Source organism: Methylobacterium sp. NPDC097929, assembly GCF_049543375.1.
Classification (GTDB): Bacteria; Pseudomonadota; Alphaproteobacteria; order Rhizobiales; family Beijerinckiaceae; genus Methylobacterium.
Genome location: NZ_JBMVEP010000008.1, coordinates 38,188 through 53,493 on the forward strand (window position 1 = coordinate 38,188; position 15,306 = coordinate 53,493).

12 protein-coding genes are annotated in these 15,306 nt (G+C 69.0%); 11 read left to right on the plus strand and 1 reads right to left on the minus strand.

Features of this window, described 5'->3' with window-relative positions; all coding sequences use genetic code 11:
- The first annotated feature begins 127 nt into the window (after positions 1 to 127).
- From ACPCJR_RS18045 to ACPCJR_RS18055, 3 genes are all read left to right on the plus strand, one after another.
- Positions 128 to 1,477: an exopolysaccharide biosynthesis polyprenyl glycosylphosphotransferase gene (locus ACPCJR_RS18045; protein WP_391513384.1), complete on the plus strand. Its 1,350-nt coding sequence runs from the start codon at positions 128 to 130 to the stop codon at positions 1,475 to 1,477.
- Positions 1,478 to 1,836: 359 nt separating this feature from the next.
- On the plus strand, positions 1,837 to 2,865 hold the full coding sequence (locus ACPCJR_RS18050) for a sensor histidine kinase (RefSeq protein WP_391513381.1): 1,029 nt from the start codon (positions 1,837 to 1,839) through the stop codon (positions 2,863 to 2,865).
- A complete protein-coding gene (locus tag ACPCJR_RS18055; protein ID WP_331288274.1) occupies positions 2,862 to 3,542 on the plus strand; it encodes a response regulator transcription factor in 681 nt (226 codons plus the stop codon). Before ACPCJR_RS18050 ends, ACPCJR_RS18055 begins: the two co-directional genes overlap by 4 nt.
- A gap of 19 nt (positions 3,543 to 3,561) precedes the next feature.
- Here the strand turns inward: ACPCJR_RS18055 and ACPCJR_RS18060 are convergent, their stop codons facing one another.
- Entirely contained in the window at positions 3,562 to 4,140 is a 579-nt protein-coding gene (locus ACPCJR_RS18060; protein WP_110351818.1) for a hypothetical protein, read from the minus strand.
- Between the two features lie 148 nt (positions 4,141 to 4,288).
- Here ACPCJR_RS18060 and ACPCJR_RS18065 point away from each other — a divergent pair, with 148 nt between their 5' ends.
- The 8 genes from ACPCJR_RS18065 to ACPCJR_RS18100 all read left to right on the plus strand — a co-directional run bounded on the left by ACPCJR_RS18065 (position 4,289) and on the right by ACPCJR_RS18100 (position 15,271).
- Positions 4,289 to 4,783 carry a hypothetical protein gene (locus tag ACPCJR_RS18065; RefSeq protein ID WP_391513379.1) on the plus strand — a complete coding sequence of 165 codons (495 nt, stop codon included), beginning with the start codon at positions 4,289 to 4,291 and terminating at the stop codon, positions 4,781 to 4,783.
- Between the two features lie 485 nt (positions 4,784 to 5,268).
- Entirely contained in the window at positions 5,269 to 6,174 is a 906-nt protein-coding gene (locus tag ACPCJR_RS18070) for a hypothetical protein (RefSeq protein WP_391513377.1), read from the plus strand.
- 214 nt (positions 6,175 to 6,388) lie between these two features.
- Positions 6,389 to 8,350, plus strand: a complete 1,962-nt coding sequence (locus tag ACPCJR_RS18075) for a hypothetical protein (protein WP_391513375.1) — start codon at positions 6,389 to 6,391, stop codon at positions 8,348 to 8,350.
- A gap of 27 nt (positions 8,351 to 8,377) precedes the next feature.
- Positions 8,378 to 10,573 carry a type I secretion system permease/ATPase gene (locus ACPCJR_RS18080; protein ID WP_391513373.1) on the plus strand — a complete coding sequence of 732 codons (2,196 nt, stop codon included), beginning with the start codon at positions 8,378 to 8,380 and terminating at the stop codon, positions 10,571 to 10,573.
- Between the two features lie 109 nt (positions 10,574 to 10,682).
- A complete protein-coding gene (locus tag ACPCJR_RS18085) occupies positions 10,683 to 12,068 on the plus strand; it encodes an HlyD family type I secretion periplasmic adaptor subunit (RefSeq protein WP_391513371.1) in 1,386 nt (461 codons plus the stop codon).
- 311 nt (positions 12,069 to 12,379) lie between these two features.
- Positions 12,380 to 13,036 carry a TadE/TadG family type IV pilus assembly protein gene (locus tag ACPCJR_RS18090; RefSeq protein ID WP_391513370.1) on the plus strand — a complete coding sequence of 219 codons (657 nt, stop codon included), beginning with the start codon at positions 12,380 to 12,382 and terminating at the stop codon, positions 13,034 to 13,036.
- A 43-nt stretch (positions 13,037 to 13,079) separates the two neighbouring features.
- On the plus strand, positions 13,080 to 13,661 hold the full coding sequence (locus ACPCJR_RS18095; RefSeq protein ID WP_391513435.1) for a TadE/TadG family type IV pilus assembly protein: 582 nt from the start codon (positions 13,080 to 13,082) through the stop codon (positions 13,659 to 13,661).
- A gap of 188 nt (positions 13,662 to 13,849) precedes the next feature.
- A complete protein-coding gene (locus tag ACPCJR_RS18100; protein ID WP_391513368.1) occupies positions 13,850 to 15,271 on the plus strand; it encodes a TadE/TadG family type IV pilus assembly protein in 1,422 nt (473 codons plus the stop codon).
- Positions 15,272 to 15,306 lie beyond the last annotated feature (35 nt).

The following is a 15,306-nucleotide window of genomic DNA, read 5'->3' on the forward strand; positions in this document are numbered from 1 at the left end:
CCGAGAAAGTCAACAGATCAATCGATCGCCTGAGTATAGGCCAAGGTCTCATTGTCGTTCCGTCGCGTATCAACCCATCCGATCAACACGAGCCCCGTCGGCGTCCCGAGGACGGTTGAGGCAGGTCATGAGCGAGCAGGTCATCGGAAACTCGACGGGTTTCTCGCCGCGGATCCAACTTCGCTCGAATTCGTTCGGGCAACTCGGTCCTGTCCTTGTCACGCTCGACGCCTTCGCGCTGGTCGGCGCGGCGCTGCTCGCCCAGGCGGGCGCGGCGCATCTCGCCGAGCAGACGGCCGATCCGCTTCGTCTCGCGGCGATCGCGGCCTTCCCGACGGCCTTCACCCTGCCGCTGATGGCCCTGTGCGGCGCCTACGACGCGGACGCCGCGTCGCGGCCGCTCCAGGCGGTCAAGGCGCTGCTCCTGATCTGGCCCGGCCTGCTGCCGCTGGCCTGGCTCCTGACCGTGGGGCTGCAGATCCGTCTCGACATCGCCCATGACGGGATCACCGCGTTCGCCGTGATGGGCCCGGCCGTCCTGCTGGTTCAGCGCTACACCCTCGCGGCGCTGCTGCGCCGGAGCGCCGAGGCGCGCGGAATCCCGCTCTTCCCGGTTCCATCACCGGAGGCTGACCCGAGCGGGGTCGCGGCCTTCGTCCCCGACCGGCCTCCTGCCGCGACGGCCGATCCGGCCGCCGCATCGCCGCGTCCCGGCGCGCCGGCGCGCTACGTCTCGTCCCGGCGGGCGCCGGCCGGGCGCAAGCGGGTGCTGCCGAGCACCCTGTCCGAGCCGCGCCCGAGCGCTCAAGGGGGGCGGCGCCGCGCGCTGCCGCGGCTCTCGCCGACGGAGCGGGCCGGTCTCGAGGCGCCCGCGGCGCGGCCCGGCGACGGGGAAGCGATCAAGCGCGCCTTCGATGTCGTCGGCGCCGGGATGCTGTGCCTGCTGCTCGCCCCGCTGCTGGTCATCCTCGCCGTCCTGATCCGCATGACCTCGGAGGGGCCGGTCCTGTTCCGCCAGATGCGCGGCGGCCTGCACGGGCGGCCCTTCGAGATCTACAAGTTCCGGACGATGACGGATCAGCCCCGCGACGCCGCCCTGGTGCAGGCCTATCGGCACGATCCACGGGTGACGCCGCTCGGCCGCATCCTGCGGCGCACCAGCCTCGACGAGCTGCCGCAGCTCTTCAACGTGCTGAAGGGCGACATGTCGCTCGTCGGCCCCCGGCCGCACGCCCTCGGGCACGACCACGAGTTCGCGCTCCGCATCGCCGATTATCACCGCCGTCACCAAGTGAAGCCCGGCATCACCGGCTGGGCGCAGGTCTGCGGCTGCCGGGGCGAGACGCGCACGGACGAGGCACTGCGCCGCCGAATCGAGCTGGACCTGACCTATATCGAGCGCCGCAGCCTCTGGTTCGATCTGCGGATCATCCTCCAGACCTGCCGGGAAGTGGTCTCCTCCGAGACCGCCTATTGAGGACGGGCCGACGCGGCCCAGCCGCGCGGGCAGCCGATCGCCCGTGCGCCGTCCACCGATAGGGTAGCGGCTTACGCCCTTTGTCGATCTGCGAGCCCACGGATGCCGGTTCTAGCTTCGCGCTCGACCGGCAGGGGATCGACGGGGCACTCGATGTTTCCCAGCAAATGCCATGCCAGTCTTTCGATCCATTGATGGCTCGAGACGTGATGCGTGATTTCCAGGCCTCGTTGCTCAGCGCGTTTCGTTCCGGCGAGGAAACAAGGCGGATTCCGTGCGAGACCGGACGGCACGACACCAGCGACCTCTTTCGCGATCGACGCGCCCCGCGCCACGCTCTCCATCCGGTCGCGCGGCCGATGCCCGTCCTTGACGCCATCGCGGATCCGGTCCTGCTCCTGCGCACCGATGGAACGCTCGTCCAGCGCAACCGCGCGGCCCGGGCGCAACTGCCCGCAATCCTGCCGGGGCGGACGCTGGTTCCCCCCGGTTCGCAGGAGGCGCGGCGCCTCGCCTCCTACCTCTCCCTCTGCGCGCGGTCGGCGCAGCCGCTGTCGGGCGTGCTCGACCTTCACGACGGATCGCGGCGGCGCCGCTTCCGCTGCCGGGCGGCCTGGGTGGAGGACGTGGAGGGCGGCTGCGTCCTCGTGCATCTCCTCGGGACGGACTCCCTTCCGGAGGGGGGGGCCGATGCGGCGCGCGGGGAGCGGGCCGAGCCCGAGCGGGACCAGATCCTGACCCGCCTCTACCGCATCGGCCACGAGGAGCGCCTGCGGCTCGCTCGCGACCTTCACGACCAGAGCGGACAATCCATCGCAGCGCTGGCCATGGGGATCGGGGCGCTGGAGAAGCATGTCACCTCGGCCGCCGGGCGCGAGCAGATCCAGCGCCTGCGGGCGCAGTTGGACGAGGTGTCGAAGGAGCTTCACCGCATCGCGGTCGAGCTGCGCCCCACCGTGCTCGACGATTTCGGGCTCGGCGTCGCGCTGCGCCGCCTCGTCACGGATTGGGGCGCGAGCCGCGGCGTGGCGACCGATTTCGGTCTCACGGGCCGGGAGCCCGATCTGGCCTCGGACGTGGAGATCACCCTGTACCGGCTGTGTCAGGAAGCGCTCACCAACATCGCCAAGCACGCCGCGGGCGTGACCACGGTGAGCGTGGCGCTCCTGTACGAGGGGGAGGCCGTCTCGCTCATCGTCGAGGATGACGGCATCGGTTGCCGGGAGGGCGGTCTCTCGACCTCCCGGCTCGTCGCGGACGGAAAGTTCGGCATCGTCGGAATGCGGGAGCGGGTCGGGCTGGTCGGGGGAAGCTTCGAGATCGAATCCTCCCCCGAATCCGGCACCACCCTCGTCGCCCGCATCGGCACTCCGGAGAGGCGCACATGACGGATTTCGAGCCCAGCAGAATTCGAGTCGTCCTCGCCGACGATCATCCGATGTTCCTGTCGGGGGTGGCCAACCTCATCGGCGAGACCGAGGACATCGAGGTGGTCGCCACCGCGACCAGCGGCGCCCGCGCCCTGCAGGTCGTCGCCGAGGCCAAGCCGGACATCGCCGTCCTCGACATCGCGATGCCGGATCTGAACGGGATCACCCTGGCCTCCAAGCTGAACGCCGAGCGCAGCCCCGTGCCGACGATCATGCTCAGCGTCCACGAGGACCGCCTCTACGTGCAGCAGGCCCTGGCGGCGGGCGCGCGCGGCTACGTGCTCAAGCGCGCCACGAGCGACAACCTCCTCCTCGCGATCCGCTCGGTCCATGCCGGCGGCATCTATCTCGATCCGATGGTCGCGAGCCAGCATCTGGCGTCCGAGCGCATCGCGCCGACCGCGCGCGACAACCTGCGGCGCATCCTGATGGCCTCGCTCTCGGTGCGCGAGGAGGAGATCATCCGCTTCATCGCCCTCGGCTACACGAACAAGGAGATCGCGGCCAAGCTCGCGATCACCTCGAAGTCGATCGAGACCTACAAGGCCCGGGCGGCGGAGAAGCTCGACCTGCGCAGCCGGGCCAAGATCGTGCAGTACGCGGTGCTGCGGGGCTGGCTCCACAGCGTCGCCTGAGGGGCGCTTCGTCCCGCTTCTATGCCGGCGCGGCGGGCGGTTCGGCCCGCGTGCCGAGCGCGGCGCGCAGCTGGGGCAGGAAGTCCCACAGGTCGCGATTGAGCCGCTTGAGCTGGCGGTTGGCCTCGACGATCTCCTGGACGCGGTCCTCGTCCATCTCGCGCAATTCGCCGAGCGTCAGCCGCCCGCCCGCCTCGTGCGGACGCATCAGGTGCGTATGCGTGATCTCGCCCTGCGCGTTGAGCTTGTACATGCAGTGATTGAACTCGTTGCGCAGCCGGGTCGCGCTCTCGAACCGGCGCAGCAGCCGCTTGAGCGTGAGCGCCGCCGTCTCGTCGCGGAGCTTCACCGTCGCCAGCCGGCGCACGAGGTCGAGCCGGGCGCGGGTCGTGTTCAGGGTGGAGAAGATGATCGCGGCATCGACCTCCTCGATGTCGAGGAGTAGCATCAATACGTAGATGAACATGCTCTCGTTGTTCGACCAGTTCAGGCCGAGATTGCCGATCTGCATCAGGATGTGATGCTGGCGCTCGGCAAACCCCGGCGCGGCCTTCTCGACGGCGCGGAAGTTCGGGGGAGGGGGAAGCCGTGAGGGCATGGCGCAGGCTCGGCCCGGGTCCGGATGAGGTCCGGGGAGAGAGAGAATCGCCCCCCGCCGGATCACCTCTGCGGCCGGCGGGCGCATCATAGCAGAACATCGCGGAGGGGAAGGCGGCATTGAGGCCGCCCGTCAGGATTCCGGCACCATGATCAGCCACATTGCCGCCCTCTGCGATCTCTGGCGCAGCCGCCGTGCCCGCTCCGCCGTGCTGGCCTCCCTGCGGCCCTTCAACGACTCGCTGCGGCAGGTCGGCGAGACGAACCCGCAGAGCCTCAACGACCCCTACCTCATCGGATTCCTGATCGCCTCGGTCTCGGGATTGGCGCGGGACGCCTGTCCGAACATCGGGTCCGAGGGCATCGGCGCGGTGCAGCTCGACATCTGCGGCGGTCTGACGGGCCTGCCGCGCTCGGTTCTGGCCGAGCGCATCGTCTGCCTGAGCCTAGGCGAGGACGGTGCCTTCCTCCTCGGCTGCGCCGACGCGGCGGCCTTTCACGCGACCCTGAGCGCGGTGCAGGGCGAAGCCTACGATGCCGAGGAGCCGGGGCCGGCCGCGGTGGAGGCGCAAGCGCTCTGGGAGCGCTTCGTGGAGCGCTGGACCTCCGGCGAGGCCGTGCGGGACGGAGTGCTGCGTTCCTGATCCCTCGATGATCGTGATTCGGCGTCGATGCCTCGAGCGCGCGCGGTGGCGGGCGTCCGCCGGTCACACGGAACAGGACCATCGGCCAGGGTGGGTGCGGCTTGGCCTGAGACCGCGTCCGGAAGGACGAGCCCGGCCCGGCCGAATAGGCCCCGGCGCGGAGCGGCACGGTCCCCGGCGGCCTCGAACACCCTCTTTCGGACGATAGCGCCGCGCCGGACACGCCTTGCGGGGCTGTGGCCGGCCCGCACCAGGGCCCACCTTTCGGAGCGGCGGTTCGGTTTTTCCTGACAGGCGTTTACCGTTTTTTAACCCTGACAGCCCCGCCGCCAGGTGCGACCGTCACCTCACCCCGACGCACCCGCCCCGAACGAGAGCGGACCCGGGGATCTCAGACGGCCAAGGTTCCGAGGATTTCGCGTCGACGTAGATGATCGACGTTCCGTCCTGCTGCCTGCCGTCATCCAAAGCAGGGAGACGTCATCATGAGCGACAACAGCCGCTTCATCACGCCCGCCGCCATCGCCCAGTTCGAGGCGCAGGGTCAGCTTCAGGGCCAGGCCGAGCTGCAGGGTCAGCTCCAGGGCCAGGGCGAGCTGCAGGGTCAGCTTCAGGGCCAGGGCCAGGATCAAGGCCAGGGCCAGGATCAGGACCAGGGTCAGGAGCAGTCGCAGTCCTCGTCGAACGAGGCGACCAACTCCGCCAGCAACGAGGTCGAGAGCTACAGCGGCAACCTCAGTGCCAACGGTAACCTGAACGGCAATGCCAACGGCAACCTGAACGGCAATGCCAACCTGAACTACAGCGAGAACGGCGTCGACAACGACGTCAACAACACCGTCGACAACGCGGTCACCAACGACGTCACCACGACCGTGAGCACGACCGTGGACGTCAGCGTTTCCGGCGACTTCGGCCCGCCCACCGAGACCTCCGTCCTGCACATGGACGACCTCGGCTTCGGCACCCTCGACGGCAACTTCATCAACCTGCCCGATCTGTCGATCCAGACGCTGACCGGCGACGGCAACATCTTCAACCTCGATCAGGTCAACAGCCTCGTCGACACCGACGTGCTGAACGGTGCCAGCGTCGGCCTCGATGTCAGCGCCGGCGGCGGTGGCGGTCTCCTCGACTTCCTCTCCTCCGATCCGGGCGGTCCGAGCTTCTCGTTCTCGCAGAACGCGACCGCCAACGGCGGCAACGCCACCAACACGACCGACATCGGCGATCACGGCACGGCCAACGGCACCGCCAACGGCTCGGGCACGCTGACCCAGGAGGCCTTCACGCAGCACATCGTGATGGGCGCCAACATCCAGTACAACACGATGCCGATCAGCGTCGTGGGCGGCGACTCCATGTCGGACACCACCCCCGGCGACGCCTGATAACAGTATCGATACGACAGGTCGGCCCGCGTCGTGAGGCGCGGGCCGACCCATCTGAAAGACGTCTCAAGAAAAACATCAAGAAAATCGACGTCCAGACTTCAAGAAAAGCAACTTCGAAGCAGAAGTTCAGCATACCCTCTCGAGAATACGGCGAGCGCATCGTCACGGGAGTGGATCGCGCCATGACGCGGCCGGGTCGGGGAACGCTGCCATGCTTGCAGGCGGAACGACGGATGTCTCGGACATCATCGCCCACTTCATCGGCCATCTTCGCCTGAACGAGGGAGTGCCGCGGGTCCGCGACGGCTACGAGGATCCGGCGCATCCCGCCAAGCTCCAGCCCTGGCTTCCCCGGCCCCCCGCCGAACCCGATCCGGACCGGCCGCTCGACGAGCTTCCGAGCCGCCCGTTCCGGGCCGATCTCTCCCCCGGCACGGAGGCCTTTCCCCGGCTGCCCGGCCTTCCCGGCCATCGCCCGCCTCTGGCGACGCCGGACGATCCGGTCTCCCCCGGGCCCCTCCCGGCCGGACGCCTGCTGCCGCCCGGCAGCGGCGGGGGCGGTGGTGGCCGGGGCCACGGTGAGGCGGCGCTCGACGTCGATCCCGACCAGCAGCTCCTGCAGGTCCGCCAGGTCAACCGCATGGTGGACGACGATGTCCTGCTGATGCGCACGGATGTCGATCTCGCTGGCTTCCACGATGTCGACATCGACGGCACGATCGCCGCGCTCAGCCAGATGGCCCAATCGCGGCTGCCCGCGGACCTGACGCTTCACAACCCGACGACGGCCGAGGCCGTCGAACTCGTCCTGCACCGCGACGCGGCGCAGACCCTCGAATCCGCAGACGAGGCCGGCCGGGAGGCCGCGCAAGCCCATCCGATGGGCACCTATGTCGACGGCGTGCTGCAATCGCCGGATGCCTCGCTGCGCTTCGAACTGCCGAAGGCGCCGTCGGTCGCTCGGGACGCCCGCGACGGCCTGACTGATCCCGGGCTCGATGCGCAGACCGGCGGCAACGTGAGCGTCAACACGGCCACGATCCTGGACGATCACGGCCATGCCACCGCGCTGGCGGTGAAGGGAAACGCCTACACCACCGACGCCATCCTGCAGGTCAACGTCCTGATGAGCCGTGCGGAGATCTCGGTCGCCGGTGACACGCTCTCTCGCAGCATCGTCACCGACGGCAACGAGGCGCACAACACCGCGCGCATGGCCGACCACGACACCTCCGGCCTCGTGAAGCACCTCACGTTCGGCACCTTCGCCCAGGTCGACCGGATCGACGGCGACTTCTACGGCGTCAACGTCCTGCGCCAGGTCAACGTCCTGAGCGACAACGACGTCACCGTGCAGGGCAATTTCGGCGCCTACTACGCCGTCCATGCCGGCGAGAACCTGGAGAACAACAGCTTCCGCCTCAGCGAGATCGGCGCCCGCTACGACCTCATCGTCGTCGACGGCAACTACCACAGCACCAACCTGATCCATCAGACCAACGTGCTGCTCAACGACGACGCCATCCGGGCCTACACGGCGCGCCAGGACAACGTCTCGCAATCGATCAGCACGGGCGACAACACCCTCGAGAACAAGGCCGCGATCGACCGCTACGGCAGCGACGGGTTCCGTCCGCTCAGCGCGACGCTCGGCAACGCCCTCGAGGGGCTCCATGACGGCGTCCTCCCGCCGGAGCTGGCGGCGACCTTCCCGTCCCACGGCGCCACCTTGAACATCCTCTACGTCACCGGCGACTTCTACGACATCAACGTCATCCAGCAGACGAACGTCGTCTCCGATGTCGACGGCATCGTCCAGCACGCCGCGTCCGCCGGACCCGGCGTCACGCCGTCCGGCGAGCCGACCGCCTCGACTCAGAACGCGGAATCGGGCGGCAACCACCTCGTCAACCTCGCCGGCATCGCCAATGTAGGGACGACCTCCGACCTCCAGTTCGTCGGGGGTCATCATTACGATACCGCCATCCTCCTTCAGGCGAACTTCGTCACGCAATCGACGCAGATTACGGTCGGCGACACGCACAATCTCGTGCCGGAGATCGTGGCGTTCACGGGGCTGACCGAGAGCGTTCCGATCGAACTGCCCGGCCCGAGCACGGTCACGGCCGACAGCCACATGCAGCAGGATCTCTTCCACGGGATGCTGTCGTAGGCGGCCATCAGCATCGGAGCAGCCGAGATGACGAGTGCCCTCCTGAACGAGCGGCCGGGCCGGACGAAGGGGATCGAGCCGTCCGGCCCGCCGCGGTCGGGGGGAGAACGGCGCCTCAGCTCCGGCCTCAGGGGCCTCGACGCCCTCTACAAGGTTCTGGCCGGGCGCAACTATATCGGCCCCGCGGCCGACCGCGCACCCGAGCGTGCGCCCGCTTCCGTGCCGAACCGCCCACAGCCGAGCCGCCCCCAGGAGGCACCATCGGTCGAGGCGGCGGGGGCTCCGGCCTCCCCCCCGGCGCCCCTCCCCACGCCCGCTGCGGCGGCCCAACCCGAGTCCCTGCGGGTCGCCGATGCGAGCGCCGCGCAGCCCGCCGCGCGCGCCGAACCGGTCCCGGCCGAGCCGCCTCCGCCCTCGCGGAGCCGCCCCGTCATCGCTCCCGGGAAAGGCACGACGCCGCCCTCCGGCGGCGATGACGGCGGGGGAGGGGGCGGAGGCGGCGGGTCACCGCTCCAGCGCCGCTTCGGCGACCGCGGCTTTCGCGAGACGCTGACCAAGGGGCTGGCCGCCTGCCGGCGCAAGCTCATCGTGATCGCCGTGTTCTCCTTCTGGGTGAACACGCTCGTGCTCGGCGTGCCGATCTACCTGTTCAACATCTCCGACCGGGTGCTGACCAGCCGCAGCTTCGACACCCTGGTCATGCTGACGGTGGTCATCGTCGGCGCGATCTTCGGCCATGTCGTGCTCGACATGGTGCGCCGCTTCATGCTGATGCGCGTCGCCGTCGAGGTCGAGAGCCGGCTCGGGCCCCCGGTGCTCGCCGCCGCGGCCAAGGCCTCGCAGGCGGGATCGAACCGCGACTTCCAGACGGTCGCCGACCTGCAGCAATTGCGCAACTTCATCACCGGGCCGGTGCTGCTCGTCATGTTCGACGCACCCGTGGCGCCGGTCTATGTGCTCGCGATCTTCCTGATCCACCCCGATCTCGGCTGGATCGTATGCGCGACCGGCGTGGTGCTGCTCGCCCTCGCCTTCGTCAACCAGCGCATCACCGCGGTGCCCTTCGCCCAGGCCAGCGCCTACTCCACCCGGGCGAACATCCAGTCCGACGCCATGGCCCGCAACAGCCAGGTCATCAACGCCATGGGCATGATCCCCGAGAGCGTGATGATCTGGGGCCGCGACACGAGCGAATCGCTGAAGGCCCAGGTCACGGGCCAGGACCGCAACATCGTCATCGCCGGGATCTCGAAGTTCGTCCGCCTCTCCACCCAGATCCTGATGCTGGGCTGGGGCGCCTCGCTCGCCCTCGACGGCAAGCTGACCGGCGGCATGATGATCGCCGCCTCGATCATCAGCGGCCGCGCGCTCGCACCGATCGAGGGCGTGATCGACGGCTGGCGCAGCTACGTCCAGGCCCGCATGGCCTATGTCCGCGTCAAGGCGCTGCTCCAGAGTTCTCCGCTGAACCTGGAGCGGCTGCGCCTGCCGCGCCCGACCGGCAGGCTCAGCGTGGAGCGGGTGCTCTACGTGCCCCCGCCGAACAAGAAGGTCATCCTGAACGGCGTCAGCTTCACGCTCGATCCGGGCGAGTCGCTGGCCATCGTCGGCTCGTCGGGCACCGGCAAGTCGACGCTGGGGCGGATGCTGGTGGGCTCGATCATGCCGACGGCGGGCGCCGTGCGCCTCGACATGATGGACCTGCGCAACTGGGATCCGCGCCAGTTCGGCCAGAGCGTCGGCTACCTGCCGCAGGACGTGCAGCTCTTCCCGGCCTCGATTAAGGCCAACATCGCCCGGATGCAGGAGGATGCCTCCGACGCCGATGTCTACGATGCGGCCGAACTCGCCGACGTGCACGAACTCGTCTCGGGCTTCACCGCCGGCTACGAGACCGTGGTCGGCATGGACGGCAGCCCGCTCTCGGGCGGCCAGCGCCAGCGCATCGGTCTGGCCCGCGCCTTCTTCGGCGATCCGCGCCTCGTCGTCCTGGACGAGCCGAACTCCAACCTCGACACGCTGGGCGAGATCGCCCTCGGGCGCGCGCTCGCCCGGGCCAAGCAGCGCGGGACGACGGTGGTCGCGATCACGCAGCGGCCCGCGCTCCTGCGCAGCGTCGACAAGATCATGATCCTCAAGGACGGCGCCATCCAGGCGATCGGCCCGCGCGACGAGATGATCCCACTGATCGTCGGCAAGGGCGCGGCCCCGGCCACGGTCTGATCCGCCGACCGTCGAGAGGGCGGCCCCTCGACGGGCCGCCGGGAACCGAGAACAGGGCGCAGCGCCGGGCGAGGCCCCGGACGACCGCCTCGAATGCCGGGAGAGTGCCATGGGTAGCGCGGTGACGCGTCAGGGCGACGGGCCGAAGACGCCGGTGCTGCCGGGGGGGCGGGCCGCTCCCGACTGGTCGATCGGTGCGCCGCACGACACGCGCTTCCTCACGGTCTTCGGCTTCGCCTTCCTCGCCCTCCTGATCGGCGGCTTCGGCGTCTGGGCGGGCTCGGCCCCGATCGCTGGCGCCATCGTGGCGTCGGGCAGCTTCGTGACGACCGGGCAGAACAAGATCCTCCAGCATCTGGAGGGCGGGGTGATCCGCGAGATCCGGATCCGCGAGGGCGATCAGGTGGAGCCGGGCCAGATCCTGCTGCGCCTCGACGAGACCGCGCCGAAGGCCGAGCTTCGCCGCCTCCTCGTCCGTCAGGACCGGATCACCGCGGTGGAGGCGCGGCTGCGCGCCGAGATCGCGCAGGATTCGAGCATGACGGTCCCGCCCTCGCTGCTGGAGCGCGCCGGCGACCCGGACGTGGCCAGCACCCTGGCGCAGCAGACGCTCACCTTCCAGGCACGGCGCAAGAACGTGGAGAGCGACCTCGCCGTCCTGCGCGAGGGCATCTCCGCGCTCGAACAGAAGATCAAGGGCACGCAGGTCCAGCGCGAAGCCGTCGTGCGCCAGATCAGGTTCTTCGAGCAGGAGCTGGAGGGCAAGAACTACCTCCTCACCAGCGGCCTCGTGCGGCGCACGGAGGTGCTGGCGGTCCAGCGGGCGCATGCCAACGCGCAGGGCGAGATCGGCCGGCTCGACGGCGACATCGGCGACGCCCGCGAGCGCATCTCGCGCATCCGCGAGCAGATCCAGGGGGCGATCAACGCGACCATCAAGACGGCCGTCGAGCAGCTGCACGAGACGCTGGGCGAGAAGGCCGACCTGCGCGAGCGCATCGCCGCCGCCCAAGGGGTCCTCGACCGCGTCGCCGTCACCGCCCCCGTCCGCGGCGTCGTGGTGAAGCTGCGCTACCACACGCCCGGCGGCGTGGTGGAATCGGGCAAGAGCATTCTTGAGATCGTGCCCTCGCAGGGCGACCTCGTGATCGAGGCGCGCATCCGCCCGCAGGACATCGACCACGTCAAGCGCGGCCAGAGCGCGGGCGTGCGGCTCACGGCCCTGTCCCAGCGGCTCACGCCCATGGTGGCCGGCGAGGTGATCTACGTCTCGGCCGACTCGCTCCCCGAGGACCGCAGGGGCCAAGTGGCCGGCGGCGACTTCTACGTCGCCCGCATCCGCCTCGACGCCAACGAGGCCGCCGCCCTGAGAACCTTCTCGCCGACGCCCGGCATGCCGGCCGAAGTGTACATCAAGACGACCGAGCGGACCTTCTTCGAATACATCGTCAAGCCGATCCGCGACAGCATGACGAGATCGTTCCGCGAGCTGTGAACGCCCGCCGATGATCGTGAACGCGCGATCGGCTCATCACGAGAAGGGGCGGCGATCCGAAAGAGCCGCTGCCTCTCCCAATGAAGGCCGTCCTCCGACGGCAGCGTCGGTTGCCGGAAGGCGGCCATGACGGCCCGCGGTGCCGGTGGCGTTTCACGTCGGGCGGGATGCGTCCGACGTCCCGGGCCCCGGCGATGACGATCAGCGCCCGGCCGAGCGGGTGGGTATGCCAAGCCGGCCTTCGCAATCCTCCCGGACGGATTCACCGAGAATAAAGGCGCCTCGATCTACCGTCGCCGGGCGACCGTGTCATGTCCTCGCAAGACGACCAGCGGTTTCAGACTTCGGTCGTGGTACCAACGAAGACGACGTTTTTGAAACGCTTCAGGCTCAACCGGCACAACCGCCGCCTTGCGGCACCGACGACATTGGGCTTGCGCTTCATCCGCGATTGCGGCGGCGTCGCCGCCATCGAGATTTCGTTGCTCGCGGTGCCCCTGTTCGCGCTCATCGCCGTGGTGATCGAGGCCGCGCTCCTCGTCCTCGCGCAGCATCAGCTCGACGTGTCGGTGCAGCGGGCGGCGCGTCTGCTGCGCACGGGGGCCTTCCAGGATCAGATGACCAGCATCGATCCGGCGCAGCACCTGCGCACGCTTCTGTGCGGTACCGGGTTGAGCCTCTACCGATGCGACGCGATGCGGTTCGACCTCGTGCGCACCGCCACCTTCGCCATCAAGCAGACGGCCTCGCCCTACGATGCCGATCGGGGCGATTGGGCGGCCGGCTTCGGCACGCAGTTCACCTGTCCTTCGGGCGGCGGCATCCATCTGTTGCGCGCGGCCGTGCCGATGTTGCGACCGTTCGGTTTCCTCGACTTCACCGGGCAGCGCATGCCCGGCGGCAGACAGCTCCTCACATCGACCGCCGTGTTCCGCACCGAAGATTACGCGGAAAAATCCTGTGCCTGAGCCGACGGAGCCTCTCGGCGCAGCCCCCCATGTCGCGGCCGGCATGCATCGGTTCGGGGGCGCATTCGGACGCATCTGGCAGGCGCAAGGGGGCGCGAGCGCCGTCGAATTCGCCTTTCTCGCGCCGCTGCTTCTGCTGCTGTTCGCGGCGGCGATCGAGATTCCGCGGGCCTTTGCCACCAACACCCGTCTGGCCCAGGCCACCCTTGCCATGGCCGACCTGATTTCCAAGAACGACTACAGCGACATCAACGATGTCTTCGCTGCCGCCGACGTCGTGGCGGCGCCCTATACCCTGTCCGGCGCCGGCATCGTGCTCACGGCCGGCGGTGTCTATCAGGTCGGCAACACCTTCGTCGCGCGGACCTGCTCGAGCGTCCAGCAGCGGGACAAGGCCCGGATCGTCGGCGCGGATATCGGTCCGCCCCCGGCCGGGACCGCCTCGAAAGGAGACCGCTTCGTCATGGCCGAGACGCGGCTGGCCTACCAGCCGCTCTTCGCCTTCTTCCCGCTCATCAAGGACATGACCTTCACGGGCAAGGCCGTCTGGCCCGTGCGCGAAGGCGTCGCCCGGAACGGGCAGGCGGAGGTGGTGCTGCCCGGCGGCAAGCCTTGCCCCCTGTGATCGTGCTCTCGAACTTGTGACGCAATTTTCAGTCGAGTGCGGCCACTCCATGCGGGAAACATAGTTTATCGGCGTCAACCGCACGTAAACCAGATCGAGGCGATCGGGGTCTCACACGGCAAGTCCTATTAACTCGGAGGCGTTACTTCCGCGGAGGGGAAGCGGCCAGCAGTGAGGCAATCGGCGCGATGACGGCGCGTGACGCGAACGGATCTCCGGGACGCAGCATTCGATGGAAGCGGGCCGTCGCGAGCCTGCGCCGAGAGACCGGCGGCGGCGTCGCGGTCGTCTTCGCGCTCTCGGTCTCGACGCTCATCGGCCTCGTCGGCGGGGCGATCGACTACGCCTCGGCCGTCTCGGCCCGCACGAACCTGCAGAGCGCCGTGGATGCCGGGGTCATGGCCGGAGGAAACGCCCTGAAGCTCGTCGTCTCGAGCACCGATTCCATCGTCGGCCTGACGACGCAGACGATCCAGACGGAGGCGAAGGCGGGGGCCGACGCCCCGGTCTCGATCGCGGTCACGGTCGCCTCCGACAAGACCAGCGTCGAGGCCAATGCCGAGCAGACCATCAAGCTCACGTTCGGGCCGTTCGTCGGCATGCGAACGATCCAGATCTCGGCCCGGGCGAAGGCCAGCGTGGTGGGCCGGATGCGCCTGTGCATGCTGGCCCTCGACCCCGCCGCGGCCGGTGCCTTCAACCTGGAAAAGAACGCCCAGGTCACCGCCTACGATTGCGCCCTATACTCCAACTCGGCCAGCAGCACCGGCATGGTCGGCCGGGACGGCGCGCTCGCCCGGGCGCAGACGATCTGCTCGGCCGGCGGCTTCCGGGACGATCGGGCGAATTTCACGCCCAACCCGCAGACGGGCTGCCCGGTGATCCAGGATCCGTTGCGCGACCGGCCGGCCCCACCGATCGGCACCTGTACACTGTTGTCCGAAGTCCTCGTTCTTGCAGACAAGCTCACCGGCAAGAGCAAGGGGTCGAACGTCGTCTCGAGCAACGCCACACTCGAACCCGGTACCTATTGCGGCGGCCTGCACATCACCAAGGACGCCGTCGTCACCCTGCGGCCGGGCATCTACGTCATGAAGAACGGTCCGCTCGTCGTCGATAAGAAAGCCACGCTGAACGGCACCGACGTCGCCTTCTACTTCACCGGCAACTACGGCGGACTTCTCTTCGACAAGAAGACCACCGTGAACCTGTCGGCGCCGACCACCGGCGTCATGGCGGGACTCCTGATCTCGGAGGAGCCCAGCGTCGCCCTGCCGATCGATCCGGCGCTCTCCGTCGACACGCTGCTGGGCGACCTGATCACGCTGACGCCCCCGCCGCTCGCCGCCAGCAAGCCGATGCGGACCTATCGCATCATCAGCGACAACGCCCGGACCATGCTGGGCACGATCTACCTCCCGGCCGGCCGGCTCGTGATCGACTCGCACCGGCCGGTGGCGGATCTCTCGGCCTACACCGTCGTCGTGGCCCAGCAGATCAACCTCTACGAAGGCCCGAACCTCTATCTCAACGCGGACTACAACCGCTCCAGCGTGCCGGTCCCGAAGGGGGTCGGTCCGGTCTCGGGGCGGCTCGTCATCAGCCAGTGACACGAAGCGGTTCTTCGCCGGAGGTGCGTGTGCAG

Coding starts and splice junctions, on each gene's coding strand:
- ACPCJR_RS18055 (WP_331288274.1), top strand. CDS start 2,862: ATGACGGATTTCGAGCCCAGCAGAATTCGAGTCGTCCTCGCCGACGAT.
- ACPCJR_RS18050 (WP_391513381.1), top strand. CDS start 1,837: ATGCCCGTCCTTGACGCCATCGCGGATCCGGTCCTGCTCCTGCGCACC.
- ACPCJR_RS18070 (WP_391513377.1), top strand. CDS start 5,269: ATGAGCGACAACAGCCGCTTCATCACGCCCGCCGCCATCGCCCAGTTC.
- ACPCJR_RS18080 (WP_391513373.1), top strand. CDS start 8,378: ATGACGAGTGCCCTCCTGAACGAGCGGCCGGGCCGGACGAAGGGGATC.
- ACPCJR_RS18045 (WP_391513384.1), top strand. CDS start 128: ATGAGCGAGCAGGTCATCGGAAACTCGACGGGTTTCTCGCCGCGGATC.
- ACPCJR_RS18075 (WP_391513375.1), top strand. CDS start 6,389: ATGCTTGCAGGCGGAACGACGGATGTCTCGGACATCATCGCCCACTTC.
- ACPCJR_RS18085 (WP_391513371.1), top strand. CDS start 10,683: ATGGGTAGCGCGGTGACGCGTCAGGGCGACGGGCCGAAGACGCCGGTG.
- ACPCJR_RS18100 (WP_391513368.1), top strand. CDS start 13,850: ATGACGGCGCGTGACGCGAACGGATCTCCGGGACGCAGCATTCGATGG.
- ACPCJR_RS18095 (WP_391513435.1), top strand. CDS start 13,080: ATGCATCGGTTCGGGGGCGCATTCGGACGCATCTGGCAGGCGCAAGGG.
- ACPCJR_RS18065 (WP_391513379.1), top strand. CDS start 4,289: ATGATCAGCCACATTGCCGCCCTCTGCGATCTCTGGCGCAGCCGCCGT.
- ACPCJR_RS18060 (WP_110351818.1), bottom strand. CDS start 4,140: ATGCCCTCACGGCTTCCCCCTCCCCCGAACTTCCGCGCCGTCGAGAAG.
- ACPCJR_RS18090 (WP_391513370.1), top strand. CDS start 12,380: ATGTCCTCGCAAGACGACCAGCGGTTTCAGACTTCGGTCGTGGTACCA.